This is a genomic window from Halioglobus sp. D3-4, assembly GCF_055809315.1.
Map to the genome: position 1 here is coordinate 343224 of NZ_CM147907.1, position 26944 is coordinate 370167.

The following is a 26944-nucleotide window of genomic DNA, read 5'->3' on the forward strand; positions in this document are numbered from 1 at the left end:
ACAGGTGAAGTACATCAGCACCCGGGGCCGGGCACCGGCGCTCAATTTTGAACAGGTTCTGCTGACGGGCCTGGCAACAGACGGTGGCCTCTATGTGCCTGAGACACTGCCGAGCTTCAGCCGTGAGGAGATCGCGGCGATGGCCGGGATGGATTACCCGCAGCTCGCGCATAAGATCATCGCACCGTTTGTCGATGACTGTATTCCCTCGGAGGATCTGCGCGAGCTGATTGCCGATACCTACGCAGAGTTTCGTCACAATGCGGTTGCACCGATGGTGCAGATCGACGCGAACCAGTGGGTGCTGGAATTATTCCACGGCCCGACACTGGCGTTTAAGGATTTCGCGCTGCAATTGCTCGGCCGCCTGCTCGACTACGTGCTGGAGCGCAAACACCAGAAAGTGGTGATACTCGGCGCGACCTCCGGTGATACCGGCTCGGCTGCAATCGAGGGCTGCAAGCACTGCAAGAATATCGACATTTTTATTCTGCACCCGCACAACCGCGTCTCCGATGTGCAGCGCAAGCAGATGACCACCGTGCACGGCGAGAACATTCACAACCTGGCTGTCGAGGGCAATTTCGATGATTGCCAGGCGATGGTGAAAGCCAGCTTTAACAACCAGGGCTTTCTCGCCGAAGACCGCTCGCTGGTGGCAGTGAATTCGATCAACTGGGCGCGCATCATGGCCCAGATCGTCTATTACTTTTACGCGGCCGTTGCACTGGGTGCGCCGTCGCGCGCTGTTGCGTTCTCTGTCCCCACGGGTAACTTCGGCGATATCTTTGCCGGCTATCTGGCGCGGCAGATGGGTCTGCCGATAGAGCGCCTGATCATAGCCACCAATCGCAATGATGTGCTGCACCGCGCGATTACGCAGGCCAGTTACGGTCGCCAGCCGCTGGAGCACTCGCTGTCGCCGAGTATGGATATCACCGTGTCGAGCAACTTCGAGCGACTGTTGTTCGATCTGTATGATCGCGATGGCGCGGCCATCGAGCAGTTGATGAAAGACTTTGACGACGGTGCCATTCAGTTCACCGATACCGCGATGGAGCGTGCGCGCGCGCTGTTCAGCAGCCACTGTGTATCCGACGAGCAGACCTGTGAGCAGATCGCCAGTACCTGGCGCGAATGCGAATACCTGCTCGACCCGCACAGCGCAGTCGGTGTCAGAGCCGCACTGCAGAGCGATGTCGATAAAGCCACGCCGGTGATTACGCTGGCCACGGCGCACCCGGCGAAGTTCCCCGAGGCGATCAAGCAATCCGGCCTCAGCCAGGCGGTTGCACTGCCGGGGCACCTCAAGGACCTGTTCGAGCGCGACGAGCGCCTGGATGTGGTGCCCAATGAGCTGGCGGCCGTGCAGGCCTTTATTTCGGCCAACATCAGGGCCTGACCGGCCGACCGACCCGTGGAGAAACTCATCCGTCGCCGGCAGGTCAGCGCAACTGCGCCACCGCCTGCCGAGCGCTTGTCCGACGCGGGTATCCATCCGCTGTTGGCGCGGGTGTACAGTGCCCGTGGTATCGACGCTTGCGAGCAACTCGACCTCGGCCTGGCGCAGCTGCTGCCACCGGGTGAACTGCTGCATGCCGATGCCGCCGCGATCCTGCTGGCTGATGCACTGGCTACCGATCAGCGCATCGTCGTGGTGGGTGATTTCGATGCCGATGGTGCCACTAGCACGGCGCTGGTGGTGTCGGCACTGCGCGCGTTCGGCGCCCCTCACGTCGGGTATCTCGTCCCCAACCGGTTTGAATATGGCTATGGTCTGACGCCGGAAATTGTCGCGCTGGCCGCGCAGGACAAGCCCGATCTCATCATCACAGTCGACAACGGCATCTCCAGCCTGGAAGGTGTCGCCGCGGCCAATGCTCTGGGCATCACCACGCTGATTACCGATCACCATCTGGCGGGCAGGGAGCTGCCGCAGGCAGCGGTCATCGTGAACCCCAATCAACCGGGCTGCAGCTTTGCCAGCAAGGCGCTGGCGGGGGTGGGGGTGATCTTCTACATCATGTTGGCGCTGCGCGCCGAGCTGCGTGAAAGAGGCTGGTTTGCGCAGCGTGCGGAGGTCAATCTGGCGCAGTATCTGGATCTGGTTGCGCTGGGTACCGTGGCCGATGTGGTGCCGCTGGATAGAAACAACCGCATTCTGGTGGCTGAAGGCCTGCGCCGTATTCGCGCCGGCCACTGTCGCCCCGGCATTCTCGCATTACTGGAAGTAGCCTCGCGCCGGTGTGCCACGGTAGTGGCATCCGACCTTGGCTTTGCCGTGGCCCCGCGTATCAATGCAGCAGGACGGCTGGAGGATATGTCCATTGGTATAGAGTGCCTGCTGAGCGAGGATATGGACAGCGCTCGCGCGCAGGCATCGCGGCTGCACCAACTGAATCAGGACAGGCGCGTCATCGAGCAGGACATGCAGGATGAGGCGCTGCAAATACTGAAAAAACTGGCGCTGGCGGAAGAGGGCAATGCACCGGTTGCAATGACGCTCTACCAGAGCGGGTGGCACCAGGGGGTGATCGGCATCCTCGCCTCGCGCATCAAGGACAGGCTGCACCGGCCAACTATCGCCTTTGCCGATGGCGATGCCGGAGAACTGAAAGGCTCGGCACGCTCCATCCCCGGTATCCATATACGCGATATTCTCGATGCCGTGGCCACCCGACACCCCGGGCTGGTAACGCGGTTTGGCGGACATGCCATGGCCGCGGGGTTGACGCTGCCACGCGCGGGCTATGAAGCTTTCGCGGCAGCCTTTGTCGAGGAAGTAGAGCGGCATGCCCAGGATGTGCAGCTGCAGGCGGTGATCGAGTCAGACGGCGAGTTGTCTGCCGATGAGTTCCAACTGGAACTCGCCACGGAGCTGCGTTTTGCCGGCCCCTGGGGACAGCACTTTCCGGAGCCGGTGTTCGATGGCCGCTTTACCGTAGTAAGTCAGCGGCTGGTGGGCGAGAAACATCTCAAGTTGGTGTTGACCCCGGTTGGTGGAGAGTGCCTGCTGGATGCGATCGCCTTCAATATCGATCCTGAAATATGGCCCAACCCGGCGGTGGCAGAGGTTGAGCTCGCCTATCGCCTTGATGTGAATGAGTTCCGCGGGCAGCGCTCTCTACAACTTATGGTGGAGCATTTGGTAGCCTGTTGAGTGTGAACTGACGGGCGCTTGGTGCGGAGGCCGCATTACTCACTCGCTCCCGCACCGGCTGGGCTGCGTCTTCTGCGATGGCTTCCACCGAAGGGCAAGCTGTAAGTCAAGCCGATGAAATGGCATGATGGCGGTTTCTCACTTTCGATGTACCGCGGGGTCTGGCTGATGCACAACTTCACACGGCGTTCTCTTCTTAAGGCTATAGCAGTGACCAGTACCGTTGGCGCGCTGCAGCCGTTGTCGGCTCTGGCTGCAGTGTCGGCACAGTTGCCCCGTGGCAAGAACGAAGGCGACTTTATGATTCACAACGAAATACCCTGGGCGCTGGAGACACGTCGTTCCAGTTTCGGGTTTGGCCCGATCACCTCAACCTCCAGGCTGTTCGTGCGCAACAACCTGCCGATGCCGCCCGCCTCAATCAACGAAGACCCGGACCGCTGGGAATTGACAGTGAGTGGTACCGTAAATCCCGGAAAACTCAGCGTACGCGAACTGAAATCATTGGGTGTGACCTCAGTGGCCACCGTGCTGCAGTGCTCGGGAAATGGCCGTTTATACTTCCCACATAAGCCCTCCGGTTCACCCTGGGAATTGGGCGCCGCCGGCTGCGTACTGTGGTCGGGTGTGCCGGTTTCTGCCGTGCTGGAACATTTTGGTGGTATTGCAGAGGGTTCCGAAGCACGCTTTCTCACCGCGCTTGGCGGGGAGCCATTACCGCCGGGCGTTAATCCCGAGGACGTTGCCGTAGAAAGATCCGTACCACTGGAAAAAGGCCTGCAGGATTGCCTGCTAGCCTGGGAGATGAACGGGCAACCACTGCCTTTGATACACGGCGGCCCACTGCGGCTGATCGTACCCGGCTACTTCGGTGTCAACAACGTCAAGTGGGTCAAGCAACTCGCGTTGACGCAGGAGCAGTCCGGCGCGCGCATCCAACAGTCCGGCTACCGCCTGCGGCCAATCGGTGAAGACGTCAGCCCGGCGCACCCCTCGATGTGGCGTATGCCCGTCAAATCCTGGCTGAATGGCCCCGGTGCCGACGACGAGCCCGTGTTGCGCGGCCCCGCCGTGCTCTATGGCGTGGCCTTCTCCGGCGAGCGCGGTATCGCGAAGGTTGAAGTATCGGGCGATGGCGGTGACAGCTGGCAGGAGGCGAGTTTTATCGGCCCGGACCTCGGGCCAAATGCCTGGCGCGCCTTCGTCCTGCCGGTAGAGTTGACCAGCGGGCAGCGCAGCTTCGTATCGCGGGCAACCGATACCGCCGGCGACACCCAGCCCAGAGAACGCAGCGAGAATCACCGCGGCTACGGACACAATGGTTGGCAGGACGCCGCACTCACTATCACCGTGGTCGACAAGCTCCCGGAGCCGCCCGTCCCCGTCAGTGAGCCAGCCACATCTGCGCCCACAGAAAATGCGGCAGCCCCTGTTGCCACAGCACTGGCGCTGTCCCCCGACGCACTCGCCGGAAAAGCCCTGTTTGAAACCGGCACCCAACCCGGATGCGGTGTCTGCCACACACTGGCAGACGCCGGCAGCACCGGCGCCGTAGGCCCCAACCTGAATGTCCTAAAACCCAGCATCGCGCAGTTGGAAACAGCCATCAAAAACGGCGTAGGCGTCATGCCCGCCTTCGGCGCGCAATTAAACAACGAGGAAGTCGCCGCACTGGCAGCCTACGTAAAAGAAGCAACCCGCTAGCCCATTCGTTCGTTCGAGTCCAAAACTCCCGCTGGCACTCTCCCTACTACAGCGTCCAGCGTTGCCCGGAGCAGGCGGCAGTCTTTTACGGACTTGAAGGGCGTCGGTGCGAACCCACACCCACTTAGTGCCTCCGCCCCTCAACCCCGGTTCCCGGACTACCCCGATCAAAATCAACCCACCACCAGTTCCTTCCGCGCCACCTGCAAGGCTGACCCATAACTCCCCCAGCTAGAAGAATCCCCCACGGCGCACCGCAAGCGCCCGTAATGGAGTAAAAGACTGCCGCCTGCTCCGGGCAACGCAGCGGTCCAAAGGACCGCCCCCAAGAACCGCCCCCAAGAACCGCCCCCAAGAACCGCCCCCAAGAACCGCCCCCAACAACCGCCCCCAACAACCGCCCCGACAAACCATCCCCACCCAAAAAATGATGACGCCACACCCTTGACCTTACAGCCACAGGAAGGTTTACATTAAAAACATGAACCACCCCGAGGTGCCTATGAATATCTCCGAAGCCGCCCGCCGCAGCGGGCTCACTGCCAAAACCATCCGCTACTACGAGGATATCGACCTGATCGCCCCCGCCGCCCGCGGCGAGAATGGCTACCGCCAGTACGATCACAACGCCGTGGAAGAACTCCATTTTCTGGCCCGCGCGCGGGAGGTGGGTTTTGATCTGGGTGAATGCCGACAGTTGCTGGAGTTACAGCGCGACCACACCCGGCAGAGCCGCCATGCGCGGCAACTGGTGCTGGAGAAGAGCCAGCAGTTGCAAACGCGTATCGAACAGTTGGTCGCGATGCAGAAAGTGTTACAGGATATGGCCGACCGCTGCAAAGGCGACGAGGGCCCCGAGTGTGCCATTCTCGAAGACCTCGCCGGTGCAACAGACGGGGGACAGGTCCAGTGAGTCACTGTGAGCCAGATCAAGCCAACAATACGGGCACAGCGGGGAGTGCCAGTTGTGCGTCCGAATCAAGTACATCGAACGGTTGCTGCGATACAGCGCCAGCATCGTGTCATGGCGAGACCTCGACAGCGCAGGGTGATTGCTGCGATGTCCCCCAGCGCCGCGATTATCTGTTCTGGGGCAGCCTGATTACTGTCGCAGTGGCCTACCCGATAGGGGCGACCCTGCACCACAGTTCGGATTCAGCGCTGGCCATTTTTACCGGCGGTATTTTCGATCTGTTCAACCAGATGTGGTGGGGCATCGCCATCGGTGTGCTGTTCGTGGGCATCCTCGGTCGTATGCCGCGCGATCTTGTGATGGGTATTCTCGGTCGCGACAGCGGGCTCAACAGCCTGTTCCGCGCAACCCTGGCCGGCGTATTCCTGGACCTGTGCAGTCACGGCATACTCGCCGTGGGTATGAAGCTCTATGAACGCGGTGCCAGCGCCGGGCAGGTGATGGCATTCCTACTGGCCAGTCCGTGGAATTCCTTTTCCCTGACCCTGATCCTCATCGGCCTGATTGGCATCGGGTGGACCCTGCTGTTTGTGCTGCTGTCACTGGTGATCGGGATCGTGACCGGATTAATTTTCGACGCATTAGTGCGAGGCGGACAGCTTCCGGCCAACCCATGGAAGGACGAACTGGGTGAAGAACAGCCAGTGGGCGAGCTTTGGAGCGAGTTTCGTCAAACGCTGCGCTTTTCAGCCGGGGGCACGCTACAACTGCTGCGCGAGGGCTTTGCCGGTTCGCGAGTGGTGATCAGGTGGTCACTGTTTGGGCTGGTGCTGGCCGGGCTGATTCGAGCACTGGTGCCGGAAGAGGCTTTCGCCGCCTGGTTCGGCGCCACCATGGGTGGCCTCTGGCTAACCCTGCTGGCGACGACCGTGATAGAGGTGTGCTCAGAGGGCTCCACGCCCATCGCTGCCGACCTGATGAACCGCGCCGGCGCGCCCGGTAACAGCTTTACCTTTCTGATGGCGGGGGTCGCCACCGACTACACCGAAGTGATGTCGATACGCGACACCACCAAATCGTGGAAGATCGCCTTGTTTTTGCCCCTGATTACGGTGCCACAGGTCGTGTTAATTGGCGCCGTACTGAATCAGTTCTAGGCCCTAAGCTGTCCTGAAACTGAGGCTGTTTTATTGACTCATGCCAATCTGCGGTAAGAGCGCAGTAATCTCTTCGCCCTCGGTATCGTAGTAAGTGATCGTAGCGTTCGCTAAGTGAGTTTGCCAATAGGAAGAGTTATTGCTGATGGCATCCTGCTCACTGGTCAACACGAAATCGAACGCGGCGAGGTCTCCTTGTTCCAAACCTTTTGTCGATGTCATCACAATTCGGACATCGGTGCCTGACGGACTGGTTTCCGTGCGATCAAATTCAAAATAGATTTGCTCCTCGGTGGGTAACTTGGCGGGGGCGACTGCCTGCAATGTTTGGTAGAGTTGGACATCTGCCGCATCCGGAATCGAGAACTGGAATTCGGCGCCTGCGAGTTTCGTATTAGCAGGGAGAGTGCCTCCAACGCTGACCAATGCTTGCTTTGCGGGTCTAAGGAACTCAATTTTATCAATGTTGAGAGGTTCCTGTGGAGACGGTGGTTGAGGTTCGTTCTGCGAAACGAATGGATGTCTCTCTCCGGTTCCAGAAAGGATATGCGTCTTCACTATCTGAGGGTTGATAAACTTGCTTGAATTGAGTTCAATTTCTGCTTCGCCAATGGCTAGATTTGGCACCGTTTCGCCATCTGGGTCAACCAAATCGATGACCGCCATCCACTGAGCTCCTCCGCGTGCACTGGCATTTTGAGCTGTTGGGTCAGCGTACACTCGAAATACGTGACGAACCGTCACATCATGAGTCGTTAAATTGACGTCTGTGAGTTCGGCAGTGACATCCGTTTCGCGAATGAGCGTGGCATTCACATTAGAATACGTTCCATTTGTGTTCGCATCACCTAAGGATACTACCAACGTATCGCCGGTGCGTACGGCCCTCGATAAGGTAATGTCACTTTGGCAGCCGCCGAGTATCAGCAAGCTCACCAATAGGCCGCTGATAAGTTTAAGTCCATGATTTTTCATTGTTTTGTTCTCCTTAACGCGATAACCAAACGGAGTGGAGCAAGATATTTTGGGTCAATGCGTGAGTCACTAAATAGCATCAATGCCGAAGAAGATATTTTTGAGTGTAATCGGCATTTGGGTGTTTGTGTAGTACGAATTGACATTTTCGCAGCGCGATGCCTGCTTTCACCCCATCGAGTTTGATAGAGATCCACGTGGATCGCGAGAACGTCATAAGATTTTTTGGCGCGCTTGCACGGTTATATGACAACTGCTATTTTGTTATGAAGGCATCAGGTGCATCAGGTGCATCAGGTGGACATTGGGCGTTATGGAACACAGATCTATCCGTCAATGTGCAGGCTGCCTATAAAAATGCTTGATGAAAAGGATGTCATTCATAATCCCATGAACACGCTTAACAACCTCGCTCACCGTTACAGGCCTGCGGCGGATGTCGCAAACCTTGGGGATTTCTATGTCTCTTAGCTCATTCTTTACGTATCGGCTTAGACGCGTTCGGCACGCCGTACCCATCATCTTATCCTGCGGGTCGTTGTTGGGACTGTCGGGGCCCAGTATTGCGGAGGTGACGATTGTCTACGAGTACGACGACTTAAACCGGCTTGAGCGCTTTGATAGAACGGACGGCGCGCTGGTAGTCTATGACTACGATGACGTATCAAACATCGATACGATCACAATCAGCAATCGACCAGACTTTGACATGGACGGCATCGCTGATTTTGCTGATACTGACGACGACAATGACGACATTCCTGACGTTGATGAGATTGCAGCAGGCTTAGATCCATTTAATCTGTTAGATGCCTGGTTGGATCGTGATGAAGACGGAATCCTAAACATAGACGAGTACCAGCAAGGCTTCGACATCAATCACTATCACGGCGATTTGGACAGTGATGGCGATCTGGATTTGGGTGACATCGTGGTGCTCAAGCGTATCGTTTTTGAAGAGGTTCCCGCCACATCAGACCAGGAGATGCCTGGCCACGGCGATGTCAACGCGGATGGCAAGCTCGATACGGGTGATTTGGTGATATTGAGGCGACGGTACTTCGATTATTGATCCAGAGTCTGCCTGGCCAGCAGGCTGTCAGCGGGGTTACAAGGATTGGTGTTCCAAACGGTAGGCGTTGGCGGCAAAGAGAATAGCATGAACGAAAAAGGAAAATGGGCTATGCATCACACTGTCAAGCGGAGATTCCGCAGCAGCTGGCTGAAAGTCGTAAGTGCTGCATTAGTGCTTTCATCCTCCGCAGCTAATGCGCAACTAGCCGTGGCGACGCTAGAGCCAACACTGGAGGCGCCAGTAGTAGAAGCTCCAACTGCTGACCCCGGCTGGAGCGTTGCTGTTGGGGAGTGGGTCTCTCCGGCAGCGGCGCGCCAAATCCTTGGGAAGCCCGTCGACAATGCGCCGCTCGCAAGGAGTGCAGCTTTTGCGACCCCATCAGATTTTACAGCCCTGGCTGAGGCGCTGGATAATGACCCGGTAAGAATTTATGAGTATGTCCACAATCACATTGAGTACGTGCCCTATTTTGGCTTGATGAAAGGCCCCTATCTGACCTTGCACGAGCGTGCCGGAAACGACTTTGACCAAGCGGCGCTGTTGATCGAACTCTTACGAGCAGCTGATTACGATGCTAACTTCCGCTACGGAGAGGCTTCGGTGAGTGGGAGCGATACGGCGCAGATGCAGGCTCTCGCCGATTGGCTCGGGACTGAAGCAGACTTTACAATTATCGGGAATACGCTGGCAAATGGCGGCGTGCCGGTCGAAGGTGGCGCAGCACTGACGTTTAATCGGGTTTACGTGGAGGCTGATATCAATGGTCCTGTTGACCTTGACCCGGCTTTCAAGACTTCAACGACTTACAGCCCCATCAATCTGGACACGGCGATGGGCTATAGCGAGAGCGGCCTGTTGACGGACACTGGGGGTACTTCAGGCGCAAACTTTATACAAGATATGAGTAAAACGGGACTTGATACCCATCTCACTGGTCTGGCGACGACCTTGCAAAGTTACCTGAAGACGAACCACCCCAATGACCGGGTGGAGGACGTTTTCGGCGGCAGTAAGATCCAGCAGCAACATAACAGCAGTCTACCAGCAAGCCTGTCATTGCCCATCTCGCCGACGCTACCTGCGTGGGAAAGTGTGCCGAGCGAGTTCATCCATACCGTGCGATTTAAGAGCGGAGGCATTGATGTCGAAAAAAATATTCCGGATATCGCAGGACGCAAAGTCAGCCTGGTGTTCGAGGGCGAGACGGTGGTTATTGATCCACCGCCGGTCGGAGTTGATCAGGACCTCGGTTCTGTGGAGGTTGGGAAGGTGTCGACTAGTCACTGGTCCTTCCCCCCCTATATCAATGAAAATCCGGTTGCGGTGACCATTGACGCGAGTTTAATTGGCGGAGATGAGGGAGCCGTCGAGTTCATTACGGGTGGGGGTTCCAACGTTGTACCCGTAAACGGCTCATTGACTATCAGTTATCGGCTCACTGGTGTAGGGCAAACACCGGGTCGGAAAAATCCGACATTGCGACTCCATTACACCGCCCCCGGGTATTCGCCTTTAACGCAGACTTATACGCTTACCGGTGCAATTACCCCCAGCAGCCTTGCCACACTCTACATCGACGACGTGGAGAAAATACAGGAGGCGACGTCAAGTGGTGCTACCAAACTGGTGTTGGATATAAACCACCCTTATGCGGCTGATGATGGGGACTTTGCTGACCAAAATAATGTTAATTTCAATATCAAACCTACGGGCGAATATGTGATTGTCTCGGCCTTTGGTGGCGATAAGCATTCCACATTGCTAGGTGAGCGTCAGCGCCGCTTGACTCGCATGAGCATTGACGGCTCCTCACCAGAGGAGTTGCTGACGGAGACACTCAACGTCATGGGGCAAACCTGGATGCAGCAAACCCAACTCGATTTGGACCTGATTGATGCCCTCTCGGGCGAGCGAACTATCGTCCATCATCGCTTCGGTATTGCGGGGCAGGAAGACAACTACTTTGTCGATATGGCCGCTCAACAGACCTCGACTGCCAAGAGAGTGGTCAATCCTGAGAGCGGCGGCTTTCCAGCATGGGGCTTTATAGCCAGCGCGATGGAGCACAGCGTGCTGGATCAGACTCAGGGCACGACCGACTTGGCACTGTCTACCATTGAGGCGATCGCGCTCAACAACCAAAACGGTGATAAGTTGTTTGTTGCAACCAACGCCAATTATTCCTCAATTAAGGGACAGTTGACGGGCTATTCGAATCAGCTGCTTAATGTGGACTTTCCAACATTGGTTGGCCAGGGCAAGACGCTAGTCCTGCCTAAAAATGGGCAGATACAGCGGAACCAGTGGACTGGCCACGGCTATGTCGCCTACGACGGCACATCTAGTAGTAGCCGCTCGATTCTGATGTCTATCGCAAATGGCATCAATGGCGGCTACAACAGTATCCCGGCAACTGCAGATTCTGAAAAAACGGTAGAAGCGAACAGGTCGAAGAATACGCCGCAGGCCGAGATCCCAGAGACGCAAGCTGTTGATCCGGTGGACCTTGGAACAGGGGCTTTCGTGTCTTATCCCACCGATTTTGCAGTGGGTGGCAGCGGTGCTCGAGGTTTGGCCTTTAGCCGAAGTTACAATAGTCAAATGGCGACTCAGGATACGGCAGGGCTTGGCCGAGGCTGGACGCACAACTACAATATTTATCTTTCAAAACACAGCAATGGCGAAGCAGCCCTGGGCGAGCGAACGCCTTTTGATGCGGTGCCTCTGGTCGTGGCTAACCACGTTGTACGCAGCTTGCTGGAAAACCCGACACCGACGCCGGCCCAATGGGGTGCCGCTGCTTTGGTCGCCGACTGGGCGGTGGATCAGATACTGAACAAAACCCTCACCGTACACATGGGCTCTAAGGCGCTGAGCTATCAGGAAATGCCGGATGGTAGCTTTACGCCACCAGCGGGCATCACCACGAGCCTGGTACGCCTTGTTGACGACACCTACGAATTGCAGGAGCGCTTCGGTACAGTGTGGAAGTTCAATGCGGATGACAAGTTGGAAACCATAACGGATCTCGACAGCAATGTCATGTCGTTCACCTACACGGCCGATGGCGTCTATCAGGTGACGGATGCCTACTCACGCGTGCTGACACTTGGCTATTCTGGCGGGGAGCTAACCACGGCTTCTGATTCCACAGGAAATTCTGTTTCCTACGCTCAGTCAAATGGCAATTTGACCGACGTTGACGGATTGGAAGGGAGTGACTGGGTCTACACGTATGATAGCTTGAATCGGCTGGCTACGGTTACGAATCCGGAGAATGTCAAAATCGTCGATAACACTTATGACGACTTCGACCGGGTGACGGAGCAAGTGGTCCCGATGGAAGATGGCCCTGAAACGTATAAATTGCACTACGGCGGATTTTTGTCGTCTGAGGAAGACCCTGAGGGCAATCGCACTACTTACCACTTCGACCTTCATGGCCGTCGGGTTGCCGTTGAGAACGCTCAAGGAGACATCGTACGCATGGTTTATGATGGGCAGGGCCATGTAATTGAGCAAATTGACCCGCGAGGCAATGTATCTACTTTCGTTTACGATGGCTACAATAATCTGGAGGAAAAAATAAATGCCAATGGCAAGAAAGTGAGATTTTCTTACGATACGCGGCATCGAGTCTTTCGAATTAGGGATCAGCTGAATCACAGAGTCAACTTTGCCTATAATGACAAGAACCACCTGACCGTACAGAGAGACCACTACGCGAATCAAGTGGTGACCGGTTACTATCCAAATGGCTTGGTCAGATTTAAAAGAGATCCTAGGCAGTTCCAGACGACATTTGGCTATGACACCAATGGCTATCCCGATACAGCACAAACAGAAAGTCATCCTGAAATCAGCTGGGACTACAACGATAAGGGATACCTGGAGAGTCTGACTGATCAGTCCGGAGCGATTACGTCATTTACGCATGACGATCGCGGCTTGGTAGAAACGCGTACAGACCCGCTGGGTAGGTTGACTATCTATGACTATACCGATGCGGGACAACTGAAAAAACTAACAGACCGAAAGCAGGATATCACGGAGTTTACCTATACTGACACCGGTAAACTCAATGTCATCACTTATCCAGGTTCTACCGTTAATTTCAACTACGATCGCCGTGACAACCTCAAGGAGATGATTGACGCAACGGGCACCACCACCAATACCTATGATGCAGTGGGCCGGTTGACTGGGCATACCGATGGCTACGGGAAAAGCGTTGGCTATGAATACGATGCGGCAGGCAATCTTACCAAGTTGAAGTATCCGGGCAGCGCCAACAAGACTGTAAGCTACACCTATGACAACTTGAACCGCCTGGAGACGGTGACCATTGATTGGCTTTCCGTGACGATGCGGTATATCTATGATGCGGCGAATCGCCTGGACCGTATTGAACATTTCAATGACATGGAAACAGACTATACTTGGGATGATGCAGACCGCCTGACGGGCATTGCCCATGAGGGGGCGACCGATCTCGTTGCCTACAGTTTCGTTCTGGACCCCAATGGTAATCGCATACAGGAAACGATTTCGCCAGAACCGGTGATGGCGGGGGACTACACCCCAAAGGTCAACAATCTTCAGTACAACGCCAAACGCAATCGTCTGACCTCAACGTCCGATGAAACCTATAGCTATGATCTGGAAGGGCAACTAAAAAACAAGGGTACTGTGGTTCATGGTTTTGATGATGCCCACCGATTGGTACAGCGAGGCAACGATAGTTTCGTGTATGACGGCGTTGGCAATCGTATGAAGGCGATTCGCGATGGCGTGGTACGCCGGTATGTCTATGACGCAGCGGGCAATCTCCTGGCTGAAACCAACAACGGGGGTGGCATCTTGCGCTACTACATCTATGGCGCCGGTCTGACAGCGATCGTGCGAGGTGGCAATTACGATGTCTACCACTTTGATGGAACTGGTCATACCGTGGCGCTCACGGACAAGAACAATGCGATAAGCAACACTTATGCCTATTCGCCCTATGGCGAGCTGCTGGACCAGTCTCAAAGCTTTGCGCAGCCCTTCAAGTACGCGGGCCAATTCGGTATTTTTGCTGAGAGCGATGACCTGTACTACATGCGAGCGCGGTATTATGACGCAGAGACTGGTCGGTTTATTAGCGAAGACCCAGTGGGATTTGTGGACGGGCCTAACCTTTATGCGTACGTCGGTGGAAATCCGATTATGGCTGTTGATCCGAGTGGGCTATGGACACTGAGTGCGGGCTTTGATGCGCATGGGGCTGTTGTAGTCGGAGGCGGCCGTGGTGCTGGTTACTATGTGACATCTGATAATGGACGAGGTCACTGGGAAGTGGGCCAATACGAGACAACTAGTGGCATGTTTGGTGGAGAATTTGATGCGTCGGTTGGAGTAAATCTAACTTTTGGAGATTTGAGCAACTTTGCAGGCAGTGGCCAATCACTTGGATTTGACGCGGCCGTTGTTTCTATAGACTTAAATTTCGCTGGGCAAGATGCAGGGCAGGACCTTGTTGGTATTGGCTTTCGTCTTAGCACGCCGTATCCTGGCTTCTCTATGGGAGTTTCAAATACAACAGTTAATCCCCTCGCTAGCACGCAAGTATTTGAGGGGGTCTCGCTTCCATTCCCGCGGAATTCTGGCCAAACTAGCTCTAGCGGAGGTAAGTAGATTGAGCCTTTCATCGATTTGAAAAGCTGACAAGATGTCCGGTCTAAAAATTATTTTATATGGTATTGTGTCTGGCGGTATTGCTAGTTTGTTTTGGGCTCTAATTTTTGTTTTGCGTTTGAGCGGGACTGTTCAAAATGTAGTGTATGTTATTATGTTGATTGTGTGCTTTTTAATTCCAATGATGTATTTGTTGACTACTAAAATTGAAAATGAATCGCACACAAATTATCGAATGAGGAACTACCGGATTTTCAGTTACTTCATGATTGGTGCATTAATCCTGCCATCTGTTGGGTTACTGCTTTGGGCTTGAGGCTGATATGCTTTTGCAGGCAAAGACGCGACTGAGTACGCCTTTGATAAGGCGCATCTTCTGATTCAGCGTAGTAGGTGTTGATTTGGATTGAATGTTGATCCACTTCCCGCAACTATTTGCATTTCGGACTGACCCTGCACTAGTTGTGAATTTACCGTCAAATGGGTTAGTTCCGCGCCTTTCAACGGATCATTTTTCGATGCAAGTGGAGGCTCAAATCCAGTTGGAATTGTAGCAGCTTCAGTGTTTTTGAGGAGCACCAATTCTAGGAAAATTATGAAGATTATTAGAAATTTATTAGCGTTGCTAGTAATAATATCCGTACTGTTTTCTTTTCCAATTCTAGCTGTTGAGAATCTGAAATATATATCGGCCGAAAAGAGCTTGGTCGTCGATGATTTTATATCTGTTTTGGGCTCAGGAAACCCTGAAACGGTCGCACTATCAATTTCATATCCAGCATCATTTACCCCTGATGAATTGATAAAAGATCAGGAAGGAATAGGCGGAATGTATAAAGTGCTGCTTGATAGATTCGGAAAATTTGACGACCTATTGGTCGTTGATGATGGGGCAAAATTTTATGAGGCTGGTGGTTCAGGTGGCTCCATTTTTTGGTGGTCTTCAGACCCTGCTGTCATAACAAAAAAATATCTATTTTCTGCAAATTTCTCAAATTATGGTAAGGGATATATAAAGATTTTAACAAGCAATAATAACAGTATTGAAAAAGTGGTAGGATTTTACTATGGGCTTCCTGTAGAAGTTAGCAGCTCTAAGGAAAACATCATAAAGGTTATGAATAAATTTCTTGACCTTCAAGGAATACCTAAGGAGCACCAGTACAGGAAGCAGATGGAAAATGGCCTTAATACTAGTAATTAGGCTCAATAAGAGTGGAACGCACTACTTTCCCATCGTATATCCTCCCGGCATCAAGCCCTTCGGGTTAACATAATGCAGCATTATGCTCAGTCCAGAGGACTGTTATCGTAGGTGAATCGCCCCGGGTTTGTCGGAGGGCGTTCTGTTTAAGTCATGCCGCACTAGCAGACTCGCTTTCATAGTACATCATTTCGTATTCAGCCGGCGGCCTGTCACCGATAGGGCCAAGCAGCCGCTGGTGGTTGAACCAATCCACCCAGGTGAGCGTTGCCCGCTCGACTTCGTCTACCCCTTCCAGGGGGTAGTGTAAATATTTTTTCGCACTTTTTTCTCGGGGGCTTCCCGGTCCCTGGTCATGCTACCGAATAGATGGCCTCCTGATCCATCTCGTTGAGAAGTTGCATATTCATGTACTTGCGGGTTCCCCACGTAGTGCTGGAGACGTGCCGCAACCTGGCTGCCACAAGCATCAGAGCAGAGTTCCCATCAGGGAAGGCACCGACAACTTTGGTTCTCCGCCTCGCTTCCTTGAGTAGCCGCTCCATGGGATTGTTGGTTTTGAGCTTCAGCCAGTGTTGAGGTGGATAGGCAAAGTAGGCGAAGGTTTCATGGATCGATTTCTCGACCAACTCAGCAGCCGCTTTCAACTTCATGCCCTGCAGCTTGATGACGACATCTTTGGCCTTGCTCTCCGCTGCATCTCGACTCTCCTGAGCGTGAATCGCTTTTAGCATAGCTGCCACCTCTCGTATCTTGCCACGGGGCACATGGGAGAACACGTTGCGATAGAAGTGGACCGCGCAGCGCTGCCAATCCACGTCCGGGAACACCTCGGAAATCGACTCGACCAACCCCAGACAGGCATCGGAAATCATCAGCCGGACGCCAGTAAGGCCACGTTGTTTAAGCTCCTTAAGGAAGCCCAGCCAGCCTGCTTTGTCTTCCTTGTGTCCCTCTGAAACGCCCAGAATGCGCCGATAGCCGTCACTATCGACCCCGATGGCCGCCAGGACGGAGACGTTCTTGATCTCGCCGCCCCAGCTGCGCTTGAGCACAATGCCGTCCAGGTAGACGTAGGCGAACTTGCCTTCGATCTCCTGGGTGCGCCAGCGCTCGATATGCTTGTAGACCTTCTTGTTGAGGTTGGAAACCGTGCCGGAGGAGACCCTGGTGCCCCACAGGGCTTCGGTGACATCCTCGACTCGACGGACGGAGACGCCCGCGAGGTACATCTGGACGATAGCTTCCTCAATAGAAATATCCCGGCGTCGGTAGCGCTCGATAATGGCCGTCTCGAAGGTCTGCTTCCGCAGCTTGGGCATCTTAACCTCGACCTCCCCGGCCTTGGTATGCAGTTTGCGTTTGTAGCTACCTGCGCGCGTATCAATACGATCCGGTGAGTGCTCGTAGCGTTGGGCGTTGCACATCTCGTCTGCCTCTGCATCCAGCATGGCGTTCAGGGTCTCCTCTACGGTGCCCCGGACCATCTCATCCAGGTGCCCACGGATCTCGCTCTCGTCGATGCGTATCACTTTGCTCAATGACTTTGTGCTATCGTTCATTTGGGTGGTCCTCATTGGGTTCGTTACTGTGGTTTGGCGATTACAGTTTTAACAAACCGGGGCCACCCCCTTCAAAAAATGTGCGAAATATAATTTACGTTATCTTCCAGGGCCCGTCCTTGTGGATAACCTCAGCCTTGTAGAGCCCATTGATTGTTTCGGCCAGCGCGTTATCGTAGGAGTCTCCAACACTGCCCACAGACGCATTGAAACCAGCTTCTGACAGACGTTCAGAGTAGCGGATAGAAAGGTACTGACTACCACGATCACTGTGATGAGTAACGCCCCGTGGCTTGCCTCGGGCCCATAGGGCCTGCTCCAAGGCATCCAATACCAAGTCGGTTTGCAGGCTCTTTAGAACACGCCAGCCAACGATGTAACGCGAATAAACATCGACGACAAACGCCACATACACTACCCCCAGACCAGGTCGCCACGTATGTGATATCGGCGACCCAAAGCTGGTTGGGACATGCGGCTGTGAATTGGCGGTTCACAAGGTCCAGCGGCCTATTGGCAAGGTCTGAAGGAATTGTTGTGACGCAACGCCTGCCTCGTCTGACGCCTTCAAGGCCGAGTTTGTTCATCAGGCGCTCCACGGTACAGCGGGCTGTTGGGATCGATTCCCGGTTGAGTTGCTTCCAGACTTTATGGGCACCGTACACGCAGTGATTGGCGTTCCAAACACGCTGAATTTCCTTGGACAAGGCGTCGTCCTGCTTCGCCCTATCACTTCGTCGTTCAGGGTGCCGTTCCAGATCTTTATGGCGATGGTACGTGGACGGTGCAATCGGCATTACCTCGCAGATCGGCTCGACACCATAGTCCCCCCGGTACTCATCGATAAAGTCCACTAGTACTTTGGTTTGCGGTCGAGCTCCGCCTGGGCGAAAAAAGCAGAAGCTTTGCGAAGGATCTCATTAGCGCGCCGAAGCTCACGAATCTCTCGTTCCAGCTCCTTCATCCGAGCTGCCTCATCGCTGGTTACGCCGGGGCGCACGCCGCTATCAACTTCAGATTTACTCACCCAGTTTCTGAGAGTCTGAGGCGTACAACCAATCTTTGCTGATACGGATTGAATGGCCGCCCATCGGGATGTATGTTCGTGTTCGCCGGCCAAAACCATGCGAACGGCGCGCTCTCGCACCTCGGGGGAATATCCAGGTCTTCTGTTCATAGGGTATCATTCTCCTTCTAAAGAATTATACCCTCCGATAAACCCGGGGCGATTCAATGAATTGGTGGGCAATAATTATTTCCATCATTTCTATTTCCTTCCTTTTAAATAGAAATGTTTTAGTTTTAGTGATTTTGGATGTTTTACTATTGGCATCGGCATTTTGGTTATTAGTAATGACGCCCACATTTGAGATTCGAAGAGTTGCGAAATTGAGAGTTCGAGATTTTGGGTTCTCACAAGATTATATCGATGGGGTTCTAGCAATGAGTGAAGGGTTAAAGGACATGCATATAATAGTGTTTGTTTTTTTCACTGCCGTATTGCTTATCGCGAATTACTATTTTTTCAAATTGCGAAAGAATCGTGACTGATCCTGCCTGATACAGATGTAACGCAGCACATTCCCATCTATGGCTCTCCGAGAGCGAGGGGCGCTAAGATCTGGCTCAACGTGCTCACAGTTGCTGATCTCTCGTACGGCGTCTTCACCGATTTCCGGCAGCATCCTACCGAGACGGGGTGTTTCACGGAACGGGGTTGACAACATTTGTTGTCAGCACGACACCGACACCGTCCCAATGGACACGGCTTCCCGCCTCGCACTGTCCCGATCTCCCTTGCTGGCTCCAGCGCCTCCAAGCCACGCATATGCGTAAGATTGTCCCATTCAATGCGCTCCATTTTCCGGGGCAGAATTTGGCCTGTCCCCGTCAGGGCCTCTGCGGTAGAATGCGCCCCGGTTTTATTGATGACAGGTTTTTGACATGCTAGAGATTAACCCCCTACTGAATCAGCTAAAAGACATAGAGGCGCGCACTGGCGTGCTCAGGGGGTATCTTTGACTTCGATGTACGCAAGGAACGACTCGCCGAAGTAGAGCTGGAACTGGGCGAACCCAGCGTCTGGAACGATCCGGAGCGGGCGCGGGAGTTGGGGCGAGAGCGATCGTCGCTGGAAGATACCGTTCACACCATTGAGAAGCTGGACAGCAGTGCGGCCGATGCCCGCGATCTGCTGGAGATGGCGGCTGCGGAAGACGACGAGGCCACGGTCGCGGAAATTGAAGGCGAGATCGACGCGTTGGTCGCGCTGCTGGAGAAGCTGGAGTTCCGGCGTATGTTTGCCGGTGAGATGGACCCCAATAACGCTTACCTGGATATTCAGGCCGGCTCCGGCGGCACCGAGGCCCAGGACTGGGCGGAGATGCTGCTGCGTATGTACCTGCGCTGGGGCGAGGGCAAGGGGTTTGATACCGAGCTGATCGAGGCCTCCGGCGGCGATGTGGCCGGTATCAAGAGCGCCACCATTAAATTTTCCGGGGAGTACGCCTTCGGTTGGCTGCGCACGGAAACCGGTGTGCACCGCCTGGTGCGTAAATCGCCATTTGACTCAGGCAGTCGCCGTCACACCTCGTTTGCCTCTATTTTTGTGTCGCCCGAGATCGACGACAATATTGAGATTGACATCAATCCGGCGGATTTGCGCACCGACACCTATCGCGCCAGTGGCGCGGGTGGCCAGCACGTGAACAAAACCGATTCGGCGGTGCGTATCACCCACATTCCCACCAATACTGTGGTGCAGTGCCAGACAGAGCGCTCCCAGCACCAAAACCGCGACAACGCGATGAAGCTGCTGCGCGGCAAGCTGTATGAACTGGAAGTGCAAAAACAGAATGCTGAAAAGCAGGCGATGGAAGACAGCAAGGCCGATATCGGTTGGGGCAGCCAGATTCGCTCCTATGTGCTGGATGACTCCCGCATCAAGGATTTGCGCACAGGCGTAGAGACAAGCAACACCCAGGCGGTGCTCGATGGTGGTATCGACGATTTTATAGAGGCGTCGCTGAAAAGCGGCCTGTGAGAAGAGAGCTATGAGCAAGCAGGAGCAGCAGGACAGTGCCGGTGGCGCAACAGCAGATGCGGCCGAAGAGAACAAACTGATCGCCGAGCGCCGCAGTAAACTGGCGGCGATGCGCGAGCGCGGTAACCCTTTTCCCAATGATTTTCGCCGCACTGCCGAGGCGGCCGACTTGCAGCGCGACTTCGGTGAACAGTCTAAAGAAGAACTGGAGGAGGCCAATCGCGTCTATTCCGTCGCGGGGCGATTGATTCGCAATCGCGGCGCCTTCCTGCTGATCCAGGACGGCACCAGCCAGATCCAGCTCTACGTCAATCGCAAGGGCCTGCCCGAGGACACACTGGCCGACATCAAATCCTGGGACCTCGGTGATATCGTCGGCGCCAGCGGCCCGCTGCACAAGTCCGGTAAAGGTGATCTCTATATCAATATGGAGAAAGCCCAGCTGCTGACCAAGGCACTTCGTCCATTGCCAGACAAGTATCACGGCCTGGCGGATCAGGAATTGCGCTATCGCCAGCGCTATGTCGATCTGATCGTAAACCCTGAGGCGCGGCAGGTGTTTCGCACGCGCTCCAGAATCATCGAGTTTATTCGCGATTACATGGCGGGCCTGGATTTTATGGAGGTGGAAACCCCGATGATGCAGAGCATCCCCGGTGGCGCCGCTGCCAAGCCCTTTGTCACCCATCACAATGCGCTGGATCTCGATATGTACCTGCGTATTGCCCCGGAGCTCTACCTCAAACGCCTGGTGGTTGGCGGCTTTGAGCGTGTTTTTGAGGTCAACCGCAGCTTCCGCAATGAGGGCCTGTCGACGCGGCACAATCCCGAGTTCACCATGCTGGAATTCTACTGGGCCTATGCTGACTATCAGGATGCGATGAACCTGACCGAGGACATGCTGCGCAAGCTCACCGAAACGGTGTTGGGGAGTACCACGGTGCAGTCCCAGGGCAGCACCTACGATTTCTCCCAACCCTTTGCGCGACTATCCGTGTTCGATGCGATCCTCAAGTACAACCCCGATATCGACGCAGCGCAGCTCGCCGATGATGATGCAGCGCGCAATATTGCCAGCGGGCTGGGGATTGAGGTGCAGGGCAGCTGGGGCCTTGGCAAAGTGCAGATCGAGATATTTGAGAAAACCGTAGAGCATCTGCTCGATCAGCCTACGTTCATTACCGCCTACCCCACGGAGGTTTCCCCACTGGCCCGGCGCAGCGATGACGACCCCTTTGTCACGGATCGCTTCGAGTTTTTTGTCGGCGGCCGCGAACTGGCCAACGGCTTTTCGGAGCTCAATGATGCGGAGGACCAGGCTGAGCGATTTTTGGCGCAGGTGGCGCAAAAAGAAAGTGGCGATGAAGAGGCCATGCACTACGATCACGACTATATCCGGGCGCTGGAGTACGGCCTGCCTCCCACGGCTGGTGAGGGCATAGGGATCGATCGCCTGGTGATGTTGTTGACTGATTCAGCGTCTATCCGGGATGTTTTGCTGTTCCCGCATATGCGGCCGGAATAGGGGAATTGTTAGCTCCGAGGTTACATTTTTTTGAAGTGTGCGGCGGTTCCTCTACAGAAGTGCCAGCGCGATTCTAATGCGCTACACTGCCGCCTAATCGCCATGCCTGAGGATGCAACTTTGCGCGCAACCCGCCTTCAGATTATTGCTTTTGCTGCCTGTCTTTTTTTGCTGCAAGCTTGTGCTACATCGCCAGCCAGTGACGCTCCCGCCGATGAGGCTTCGGTGAAAGAGCCGCGTGATCCGGTAGAGTTGACGCTGAACCTGCCCGAGAATGCCTCGACAGCCTGTGATTGCACGCCACAGGAGGCTGTGGACAGGACGTTTCTGGACAAGGGTGTCAGCAACCTGGCCGCCGGCGATTACCGCGAGGCGGTGAATTACTTCAGGCGCTACCAGCGCCTCGAATCCTCCCCCGGTGTCGACTGGGAGGCCGGCATTGCCATCGCCTATGTGAAGATGATTCCGACGAGCCCCTATTACAATTGGCGCGCGGCGCATGAATCCTATCTCCGCTTGATGCGCAAGCCGCCCACAGGCATGCAGTTGAATGAGCAGATCATCCTGATGCGCGATATGCTGGCGATTCTAGTCGATCTGCACCTGCAGGTTGATGGCCTGCAGAGCGAGAAAGCGGCAGTGACTGAGAGCCTGGAAAAGCGTGAGGAAGCGCTGCGCCGTTTGCGTGAGCTTATGCTGGGTCAGAAGGAAGCAATACAGTAAACGTGGAGCCCACCCCCGGCTCGCTCTCAACATCGATACGCCCGCCCATCAGGGCGCAAAAATCACGGCAGATCGCCAATCCCAGTCCGGTGCCGCCGTAGTTTGCACTGGTGGAAGAGTCCGCCTGCACAAACGCATCGAATACCCGGGACAGTTCCTCTTCCGTCATCCCGATGCCGGTGTCGCTCACGGTGTATTCTATCCAGCCTGGACTCTCCGGTAGAGTATGCGCGCTTACAGTGATAGTGCCGGACTGCGTGAATTTATTGGCGTTGCTGAGCAGGTTGGTAAAAATCTGCCGAAACTTGGCGGCGTCGTTATAACACTCGGGCAGCTCTTCGAGGCCGTCAAACTGCAGTGTGTTGTCGTTATTGCGTAACAGTGGTGCCAGCACTTCAAAGGCTTCATGGAGCAGCGCCGTGGGATTGAACGTCTCGCAGTGCAGCGACATATTGCCCGTCTCGACCTTTGACAGATCGAGGATGTCATCGATCAGCGTCAGCAGCTGTCGCCCCGACTTAATAATGGTATCCAGGTCCTGCTGAAATTGCGGCCGGTCTATTTCCTGCGTATCCCCCAGTTCATCGTGCAGCATTTCGCTGTAGCCGATAATGGCATTTAGCGGGGTGCGCAACTCGTGGCTGACATTGGCAAGGAACATACTTTTTGCGGCGTTGGCTTCATCGGCAACATCCCTCGCTTTGTGCACGTCGTAAATCGCGTTGCGCAGTTTGTCGGACATATCATTGAAGGCATCGGCGAGGTCGCCCAGTTCCCCGGAGTCATTGATATCCGCTATGCGGTAATCGAGGTCCCCGCTGCCGAAACGTTCAGTGCCAGTTTTCAGGCTCTTGAATGAGGCGTTGGTATAGCTGACCAGAAAGTATCCCAGCGTGGCGGTGAGGAAAATCGAGGAGAAGAACGCGATCACCGTTATGCGGTCGGTAAGCGAAATAGTGCGGTCGATAATATTAGCGCGCTGGGCGGCGATAAAGGCCTGGCGCTGTTCCAGTTCCTTCAACTTCTGGCTGACCTCGAGAAACGGCAGCGGATCATTCATGTCCATCTGGAAGTCGGGATCGTTGTAGTTGCGATAGAACGTGAGCCAGCGCTTCAACATCTGGCTGCTCTTGTCCCAGAGGCGTTCGAAATCGAGCTCCGTGACATTGTGGCTGAGGCGGCCGAGCTTCTGGATCTTGCCGTTAATCGTCATGATAGCTTCTTCGGCACGATTGAGTTCGGCGTCCTCGAGTTGATCCTCGGTGGTTTCCCGCAAAGTCGCCAGTATCAGGATCTGCTGCCGTTGGTCTTCAAGCAACTGCTCTACCTGCGTCGATAGCTGTGTTGCCGACACCGAATTGCGGTAGGCGAGCATACTTTCGTTTCGCGCGTAGCTGCCCCAGAAGTGCGTTCCCACGTTTACTGCAAACAGGATCAGTATGGTGATAAGTGAGAGCGTTAGCTGGCGGCGTAAACTCATTCGCAGGTAAGCCGCTTTATTTTGGCCAGCAGCCCGGGGAAGTCCACAGGTTTGGTGGCATAGTCATCGCAACCGGCTTCCAGCGCATACTGTTTGTAGTTTTCAGTGGCGTGTGCGGTGAGTGCGACAATGGGGATGTGCTGGATGTCGGTGTCCTCCTTGGCGCGCCGGCTGGCGGCCCAGCCATCGAGAATCGGCAGGTTCATATCCATCAGCACAATGCTCGGCTTTTCAGATTTCATCAGGTCCAGCGCTTGCTGTCCGTTCCCGGCGGTGATGACGGTCAGCCCTGCGCGTTTCAATCTGCGCACCAACATATCGCGGTTGAGTTCATTGTCTTCGACCAGTAGTACAGGCCTCTCGGTGGTCATACTTTCTCCGCGATGATTTGGTGGACAACAATGGTTTCATCGATGCCCTTGACATTGATTTCTTCGCTGCGCCCGACTGCAAATTGCCCCTTCAGGCTCTTTAGCGTGCTGTCGGATATCAGGATTTCGCCGCCGCGAGTCACATCCTCTATCCGTGAGGTCACGTTCATGGGGTGTCCGACAAACCCGTATTTACTGCGTCGTTCCGAGCCGATATTGCCGGCAATGACATCGCCGGTGTTGATTGCAATACCAGTGTGCACGGGTGGAAAGCCCTCCGCCTCGTTCAGCGCATTTATCTCGACCATCGCCGCCTGCATGGCCAGCGCGCAGTTCACAGCGCGATCGGCATCGTCATCCCTGTGCTGGGGCGCGCCGAAAACGGCGAGAATGGCATCGCCGATGAATTCGTCGATAGTTCCCTGATGCGCCATGATGATGTCGGTCATCTTGCCCAGATAGCGATTCAGCATCGTCACCACCTGCGCTGGCTCCAGCGATTCGCTGAGTGAGGTGAAGCCTCGAATATCGGATAACATGATGCTGACCCGGCGCAGATCACCGCCCAGCTCCAGTCCCTCGGGGCGCTCCAGTATGTCGGTGACTATCTCATCGGAAAGGTAACGCCCAAACGTCGCGCGAATAAACTTCTCGTTGCGCTCCAGTTGTTGTCGGTATTGTTCCTCCTTGTCGTGCCAGCGTTTGCGTTCAATACCGGCCTTGATTCGCGCCTGCAGCAGCACCGGGTTAAATGGCTTGAACAGGTAGTCATCTGCGCCTGCCTCGATACATTCGATAATGCCGTCCATATCCTGGCTTCCCGAAATGACGATCACCGGGGTGGCCCGCCAGTCGGGGTGTTCCTTGATACGTCGCAGTACTTCGCGGCCGTCCATGCCCGGCATTAAGAGATCCAGCAGCACCACATCGACATCGCTTTGCTCCAGGGCGTGCAGTGCCTCTTCTCCGCTGGCGGCGGTCACTACGAAGTGCCCGCTGCGGGAGAGATTTCTGGCCACCAGTTCCCTGTTTTCCTGCAGATCATCTACGGCGAGAATAAACCCCGGTTCTGAGGGAATGACCCGGTTCTCAACCCTCTCTGGTGCGGCATCGTCCCCGTGTGCGGCATGTACCGCACTCAGTAGGGATGAGAGCCTCGTGTCCAGCGCCGGAAAGTCGCTGCCGATATCTTCACGCAACATTTCCGCGTAGCCACGCAGGGCCGTCAATACATTCATCAGGTCGTGGTTGTTGCCCGGCTGATCGGTGCTGCCCAGCATGGTTTTGAGCCGTCGCGCGGCTTCCAGCAGGTGAGTGATGTCCTCGGCCGTCTCTGGGCTATAAGTCTCCAGCGGGGCAGTAAATGTCTCCGGCAACACAGCGATCTCGCTCAGGAGGCGCTCTGTCCAGGGAGGTGCAGCACGATTTGTAGAGGTCGTCATGATTCTTTGCGTAGGGTACCGCCTTGGAAGTGGTACCATCGTTCTCTTGTGTCGTATGCTGATGAGTGTACCAATAAGGTGCCAGTCTTACACGGCGTTTAAAATGGATCTGCTGCGGTCCCAGCGCCTGTATATTTTGCACAGGAGAAGCGATATCCTCGAAATGGTGGCTGCAGCGGCTGGGCTGCATCAAATTTGCGTACAAACGTGCGTTTTGCCAAAACTTTGAGGTACTATTATCGCAATGGTCAAAGTGGGCGAGCTTAAAAAGGGTCAGGTGTTCTCATGCTGCAGCAAGTAGAAATTTTCAGAGGCTTATCACCGACAGAGCTGGAGGCGCTTTCAGCCAGTAGTACGAGCCGATCCTTTCCCAAAAATACCGTGGTCATTCACGAGAATGACCCTGCAGATTCGCTGTTTGTGATCGAGAGCGGCAAGGTCAAAGTCTATTGCAGTGACAAGAATGGCAAAGAGTTCATTATGAATACCCAGGGTGCCGGCGACTATTTCGGTGAGCTGGCCCTGCTCGATGACTCAACCCGCTCAGCTTCGGTGCGCACGGTAGAGAAATCGAGCTTTTGCATCATCTACAAGGAAGATTTTAACCGGGTTCTGGACGAGCACCCGAATATCGGCCGTCAGCTGGTGAAGAACCTCGCGCAGCGTGTGCGTAAACTCACCGCCGATGTCAAAAGCCTGGCCCTGCAGGATGTCTATGGCCGCGTCGCCAATGTGCTGATGGATCTGTCCGAAGAGCGTGGTGACGGTACGCTGTATATTCCCGAGAAGCTGACGCAGCAGGACATCGCCGACCGTGTCGGCGCCTCACGCGAAATGGTGGCGCGTATCCTTAAAGACCTCACAATCGGTGAATACATCCGGTTTGAGGGGCGGCATATCATTATCAATTCCCGGTTGCCGGCGAAGTACTAGG

The 26944-nt window shown here is 55.0% G+C and carries 17 protein-coding genes, 2 pseudogenes and 1 other annotated feature; of the genes and pseudogenes, 12 read left to right on the top strand and 7 right to left on the bottom strand.

Annotated features, from left to right (window positions below; genetic code table 11):
* Positions 1 to 4 precede the first annotated feature (4 nt).
* The 5 genes from thrC (at position 5) to AC0L6S_RS01520 (ending at position 6934) form a co-directional block, all read left to right on the top strand.
* Positions 5 to 1402, top strand: a complete 1398-nt coding sequence (thrC, locus tag AC0L6S_RS01500; RefSeq protein WP_473426652.1) for a threonine synthase — start codon at positions 5 to 7, stop codon at positions 1400 to 1402.
* A 15-nt stretch (positions 1403 to 1417) separates the two neighbouring features.
* On the top strand, positions 1418 to 3160 hold the full coding sequence (recJ, locus tag AC0L6S_RS01505; RefSeq protein WP_473426653.1) for a single-stranded-DNA-specific exonuclease RecJ: 1743 nt from the start codon (positions 1418 to 1420) through the stop codon (positions 3158 to 3160).
* Positions 3161 to 3274: 114 nt separating this feature from the next.
* Positions 3275 to 4864: a molybdopterin-dependent oxidoreductase gene (locus AC0L6S_RS01510; protein WP_473426654.1), complete on the top strand. Its 1590-nt coding sequence runs from the start codon at positions 3275 to 3277 to the stop codon at positions 4862 to 4864.
* Between the two features lie 502 nt (positions 4865 to 5366).
* Positions 5367 to 5777 (top strand): Cu(I)-responsive transcriptional regulator, encoded by a 411-nt coding sequence (gene cueR, locus AC0L6S_RS01515; RefSeq protein ID WP_473426655.1) that lies wholly within the window; start codon positions 5367 to 5369, stop codon positions 5775 to 5777.
* Complete coding sequence (locus AC0L6S_RS01520) at positions 5774 to 6934, top strand: permease (protein ID WP_473426656.1); 1161 nt, start codon at positions 5774 to 5776, stop codon at positions 6932 to 6934. The genes cueR and AC0L6S_RS01520 overlap by 4 nt, the downstream gene beginning before the upstream one ends.
* 30 nt (positions 6935 to 6964) lie before the next feature.
* Here the strand turns inward: AC0L6S_RS01520 and AC0L6S_RS01525 are convergent, their stop codons facing one another.
* Positions 6965 to 7909: a hypothetical protein gene (locus tag AC0L6S_RS01525; RefSeq protein WP_473426657.1), complete on the bottom strand. Its 945-nt coding sequence runs from the start codon at positions 7907 to 7909 to the stop codon at positions 6965 to 6967.
* A 541-nt stretch (positions 7910 to 8450) separates the two neighbouring features.
* Here AC0L6S_RS01525 and AC0L6S_RS01530 point away from each other — a divergent pair.
* The 3 genes from AC0L6S_RS01530 (at position 8451) to AC0L6S_RS01540 (ending at position 15864) form a co-directional block, all read left to right on the top strand.
* On the top strand, positions 8451 to 8981 hold the full coding sequence (locus tag AC0L6S_RS01530; protein ID WP_473426658.1) for a dockerin type I domain-containing protein: 531 nt from the start codon (positions 8451 to 8453) through the stop codon (positions 8979 to 8981).
* An 87-nt stretch (positions 8982 to 9068) separates the two neighbouring features.
* Positions 9069 to 14660, top strand: a complete 5592-nt coding sequence (locus AC0L6S_RS01535) for an RHS repeat-associated core domain-containing protein (protein ID WP_473426659.1) — start codon at positions 9069 to 9071, stop codon at positions 14658 to 14660.
* A 595-nt stretch (positions 14661 to 15255) separates the two neighbouring features.
* Entirely contained in the window at positions 15256 to 15864 is a 609-nt protein-coding gene (locus AC0L6S_RS01540; protein ID WP_473426660.1) for a hypothetical protein, read from the top strand.
* 151 nt (positions 15865 to 16015) lie between these two features.
* Here the strand turns inward: AC0L6S_RS01540 and AC0L6S_RS01545 are convergent.
* The 3 genes and pseudogenes from AC0L6S_RS01545 to AC0L6S_RS01555 all read right to left on the bottom strand — a co-directional run.
* Positions 16016 to 16147, bottom strand: a pseudogene (locus tag AC0L6S_RS01545) (IS3 family transposase); the annotation flags it as partial.
* Positions 16148 to 16217: 70 nt separating this feature from the next.
* The gene (locus AC0L6S_RS01550) at positions 16218 to 17426 is read right to left on the bottom strand and encodes an IS256 family transposase (protein ID WP_473424440.1); all 1209 of its coding nucleotides are present in this window, start codon (positions 17424 to 17426) and stop codon (positions 16218 to 16220) included.
* Between the two features lie 103 nt (positions 17427 to 17529).
* A pseudogene (locus AC0L6S_RS01555) lies at positions 17530 to 18603 on the bottom strand (IS3 family transposase); the annotation flags it as partial.
* Positions 18209 to 18325: a sequence feature (AL1L pseudoknot), on the bottom strand. (Overlaps the previous pseudogene by 117 nt.)
* A 767-nt stretch (positions 18604 to 19370) precedes the next feature.
* On the opposite strand from AC0L6S_RS01555, the gene prfB reads away from it, so the two are divergent.
* The 3 genes from prfB to AC0L6S_RS01570 all read left to right on the top strand — a co-directional run bounded on the left by prfB (position 19371) and on the right by AC0L6S_RS01570 (position 22717).
* Positions 19371 to 20469, top strand: a protein-coding gene (gene prfB / locus AC0L6S_RS01560) for a peptide chain release factor 2 (protein WP_473426661.1) whose coding sequence is annotated in 2 segments (ribosomal slippage) — positions 19371 to 19445 and positions 19447 to 20469 — 1098 coding nt in all. Because the reading frame shifts where the segments join, the coding sequence is not laid out codon by codon here.
* A 10-nt stretch (positions 20470 to 20479) separates the two neighbouring features.
* Positions 20480 to 21994 (top strand): lysine--tRNA ligase, encoded by a 1515-nt coding sequence (lysS, locus tag AC0L6S_RS01565; protein WP_473426662.1) that lies wholly within the window; start codon positions 20480 to 20482, stop codon positions 21992 to 21994.
* 225 nt (positions 21995 to 22219) lie between these two features.
* Positions 22220 to 22717 (top strand): hypothetical protein, encoded by a 498-nt coding sequence (locus tag AC0L6S_RS01570; protein WP_473426663.1) that lies wholly within the window; start codon positions 22220 to 22222, stop codon positions 22715 to 22717.
* On the opposite strand, the gene AC0L6S_RS01575 is transcribed toward AC0L6S_RS01570, so the two are convergent.
* The 3 genes from AC0L6S_RS01575 to AC0L6S_RS01585 are packed head-to-tail and all read right to left on the bottom strand — an operon-like array spanning position 22686 to position 26010.
* Positions 22686 to 24197 carry a sensor histidine kinase gene (locus AC0L6S_RS01575; protein WP_473426664.1) on the bottom strand — a complete coding sequence of 504 codons (1512 nt, stop codon included), beginning with the start codon at positions 24195 to 24197 and terminating at the stop codon, positions 22686 to 22688. The two genes, AC0L6S_RS01570 and AC0L6S_RS01575, sit on opposite strands and share 32 nt — an antisense overlap.
* Positions 24194 to 24568 carry a response regulator gene (locus AC0L6S_RS01580; protein ID WP_473426665.1) on the bottom strand — a complete coding sequence of 125 codons (375 nt, stop codon included), beginning with the start codon at positions 24566 to 24568 and terminating at the stop codon, positions 24194 to 24196. The genes AC0L6S_RS01575 and AC0L6S_RS01580 overlap by 4 nt, the downstream gene beginning before the upstream one ends.
* On the bottom strand, positions 24565 to 26010 hold the full coding sequence (locus tag AC0L6S_RS01585) for an adenylate/guanylate cyclase domain-containing protein (RefSeq protein ID WP_473426666.1): 1446 nt from the start codon (positions 26008 to 26010) through the stop codon (positions 24565 to 24567). Before AC0L6S_RS01585 ends, AC0L6S_RS01580 begins: the two co-directional genes overlap by 4 nt.
* A gap of 285 nt (positions 26011 to 26295) precedes the next feature.
* Here AC0L6S_RS01585 and AC0L6S_RS01590 point away from each other — a divergent pair, with 285 nt between their 5' ends.
* Entirely contained in the window at positions 26296 to 26943 is a 648-nt protein-coding gene (locus tag AC0L6S_RS01590) for a Crp/Fnr family transcriptional regulator (RefSeq protein WP_473426667.1), read from the top strand.
* Position 26944 lies beyond the last annotated feature (1 nt).